The organism is uncultured Cetobacterium sp., assembly GCF_947038635.1.
In the GTDB taxonomy this organism is placed as follows: Bacteria; Fusobacteriota; Fusobacteriia; order Fusobacteriales; family Fusobacteriaceae; genus Cetobacterium_A.
This window is the reverse complement of sequence record NZ_CAMQXC010000181.1, coordinates 1-2,870: the sequence shown is the minus strand read 5'-3', so window position 1 is coordinate 2,870 and position 2,870 is coordinate 1. Positions and strand designations below refer to the sequence as shown.

Genomic DNA, 2,870 nt, shown 5'->3' with positions numbered 1-2,870 from the left:
TCGGGCTCATAACCCGAAGGTCGTTGGTTCGAGTCCAGCTCCCGCCACCAAAATTAAATAAAAAATTAACAAGATATGCGTCATTAGCTCAGATGGTAGAGCACACGACTTTTAATCGTGTTGTCACTGGTTCGAGCCCAGTATGACGCACCATCACCTGCCCCGTTCGTTCAGTGGTAAGGACAATAGATTTTCACTCTATAAACAGGGGTTCGATTCCCCTACGGGGTACCAATACGAACTTTGAAAGATGTAGAAATACATCTTTTTTTTATTATATAAGGAAAGTATAGAAAAATTTAGGCAAAAAAATACTGAAAAATTTGAGTTAAATGAAAAAAATTAGTATAATAAAATGAAAACTCAAAGTTGTGAGTACCACAAAATACCGCAGGTTTGGTGCGGGTGAATAGTTATTTGAGTCGACGTATTAAGAAGAACTAGCTTTAGGAAATATGACACCATATTTAATATGGAATATTTCTAAAAGAACAAGATCAGAATTACATTTAGGGCAAATTAATGGATTCATCTTAAAAGTTTTAAAAATACGTTCAGCCCAAGAAATTTTGTTTTTAAAAAGCTTAATTTTCTTGGGTTTTTTATTTTTGCATCTTCTTGAGTAAAGTCCAAATCTTCGGATTGTTTTAAAATTTTCAGGAGGAATATGGGATAATAATCTTCCTATGAATTGGTCTATAGGTAGAGTTAAATAAATCTTTTTTGAAGAATCAGGTTTTTGATACCAAAAAGTAACCGTAGAATGTGTAATAATAGTGATTCTATATTCAGCAATAGCAGGACGCGCTAGATATCTACCTATGTATTTAGCGATTTCAAAGATGTTATTAATTTTTTTATCTGAATTAACATAAAAACCACGTTTATATTTTTGATAACAGAGTGAAATTTTATTTTTTAAATTTCTATGGTTATTATCTTTTGCATATTTAGCAATGATATCTAGTGAACATTTTTGCCAAGATTTTTTAAGTACAGGATAAGGTATGGTTTTAATATTTTTCCATTTTTGATTTTTATCGTATCCGCCAAAAGTAAGAATGCAATGAATATGAGGGTTCCAATCGAGATTTCTAGCAAAAGTATGTATATTAATGATTAGACCAAAAGAATGGATACCAAGTTTTTTAAAAGAATATTTAAGAGCTTGATAAGCCGCATTTGCTAAGTCGGTAAGTTTAGAGCGATTGTAAAAAAAGAAATCTCGACAAAATCCAACAGGTAAAGAAAGTGTTGCATGAATATGCTCGATATTAAGAAGTTCATCTTTAAGTTTAAGAGCCCAATTTTCCGCATAGATTTTACCACAAGAAGAGCAAAATCTAGACTTACAAGAAAAACCAACAATATGCATATGCGAGCATTTATTACATTTAAAAGCAGTATATCCTCGCGAAATATCGCCACAATCTAAAAATTTGGAAATGTTATTCCAGATAGAAGAGTGAATATTTTTAGGGAATTTATGTTTAATTTCTTTCCAAGTTTGCTGGAAATGATTTTCAAAAATATATTTTAAAGGTTTAGTATTTTTATTCATGATGATATTATACCTTTTTATGAAGGGAAAAGAAAAGCAGCTCACATTTTTTGTGAGCTGCTATTTTTTATTATTTTTTATATTTAGCTTTTAATGTAACCTTATCAATAATATGTCCGTTCATTTCATTATAAAGCTCATTTAAATAAAAACCAGGTTGTAGTTTGATATCTTTATTTAAAGCATAAATAGTAATATTATAAGTGTGGTCTTTGTCTGGAGGTGCAGGCCCTCCAAAATGTGAAGCATCACTTTTATTTAATTCTCCCATAGAAGAGATCCAGCTATTAACACCTTGAATAATCTCTTTATTTTTTAAGCTAGCATTTTCTTGTAACTCAGTAGTAGTTCCAGGGATAATTGCAATCCAGTGTATCCAAGAAAATCCTGTAACAGGAACTGCATCAAAATCCTCCATTACTAAAGCATAACTTTTAGTATTTTCAGGAGCATCTTTCCATTTAAGTGGAAAAGATAAAGAAGGCATACCATTTAGATTTTGAGTTCCATGTTTACCATATTTTTCTTTTATATATCCATTTTCGATACCATTACTTTCTAAAGTAAATCCAAAAGCTGAAATAGATAAAGCACTTAATGTTAATAAAATATTTTTTTTCATAATAGGTTCCTCCTAAGTTTTAATTCAACTTAAGAATAACATACTATTTATCATCTGTTAATAACTCACTTTTTTGTAAGTATTTAATTCCTAACTCTTGAAATTTTGCAAAAGTAGGGATTAGCTCTTTTCCAAACTCAGTTAATCTATATTCAGTATGTTTTGGATAAACATTATATTCAATTTTTTCTAAAAGTCCATGTTCAGTCATATCATTTAAGTGTTGGATCAACATTTTTTCATTACAACCAACAATATCTTTTTTTAAATCAGTTAGACGTTGATTTCCTAAACGCATTCTCCATAAAATAATAGGGGTCCATTTTCCTCTTAAGATAAAGAAAACAGCTTCTAAAGGACAAGTTATTTCTCTCATTTATTCACCTTTTGATTTGAAATTATTTTTATTTACTTGGCATTTTCAAGAGCAGCTTTTAAAGCCTTTTTAAAAACATCAGATGTATATGTAGCTCCAGCAACTGAATCTATATCTGCTGAATTTTTAATTTTGGCTTCTTCTATTAATTTAGGAAGTGCTTTTTTCGAAATACTTTTCTTTGTGTTATCTTCTAAAATTTCAATATTTTTAATTTTACCATTTGAATCTTTTTCTAGTTTTAATTTAATTTCGTATCCATATTTATCATCTTTACCAACTCCAATAGATTCACTACTAAAAGTTATAGT

General features: G+C 29.4%; 4 protein-coding genes and 2 tRNA genes. 2 read left to right on the top strand and 4 right to left on the bottom strand.

Annotated elements, in window-relative coordinates:
- Window positions 1-77: 77 nt before the first annotated feature.
- A tRNA-Lys gene (locus Q0V08_RS11375) sits at window positions 78-153 on the top strand.
- A gap of 6 nt (window positions 154-159) precedes the next feature.
- Window positions 160-234: transfer RNA gene (locus tag Q0V08_RS11370), tRNA-Glu, on the top strand.
- Between the two features lie 196 nt (window positions 235-430).
- On the opposite strand, the gene Q0V08_RS11365 is transcribed toward Q0V08_RS11370, so the two are convergent.
- From Q0V08_RS11365 to Q0V08_RS11350, 4 genes are all read right to left on the bottom strand, one after another.
- The gene (locus Q0V08_RS11365) at window positions 431-1,561 is read right to left on the bottom strand and encodes a transposase (RefSeq protein WP_297434833.1); all 1,131 of its coding nucleotides are present in this window, start codon (window positions 1,559-1,561) and stop codon (window positions 431-433) included.
- A gap of 70 nt (window positions 1,562-1,631) precedes the next feature.
- A complete protein-coding gene (locus Q0V08_RS11360; RefSeq protein WP_297434832.1) occupies window positions 1,632-2,183 on the bottom strand; it encodes a YbhB/YbcL family Raf kinase inhibitor-like protein in 552 nt (183 codons plus the stop codon).
- Window positions 2,184-2,226: 43 nt separating this feature from the next.
- Entirely contained in the window at window positions 2,227-2,559 is a 333-nt protein-coding gene (locus tag Q0V08_RS11355) for a helix-turn-helix domain-containing protein (RefSeq protein WP_297434831.1), read from the bottom strand.
- Window positions 2,560-2,591: 32 nt separating this feature from the next.
- On the bottom strand, window positions 2,592-2,870 hold a 279-nt coding region (locus tag Q0V08_RS11350; protein ID WP_297434830.1), incomplete at its 5' end, for an FMN-binding protein.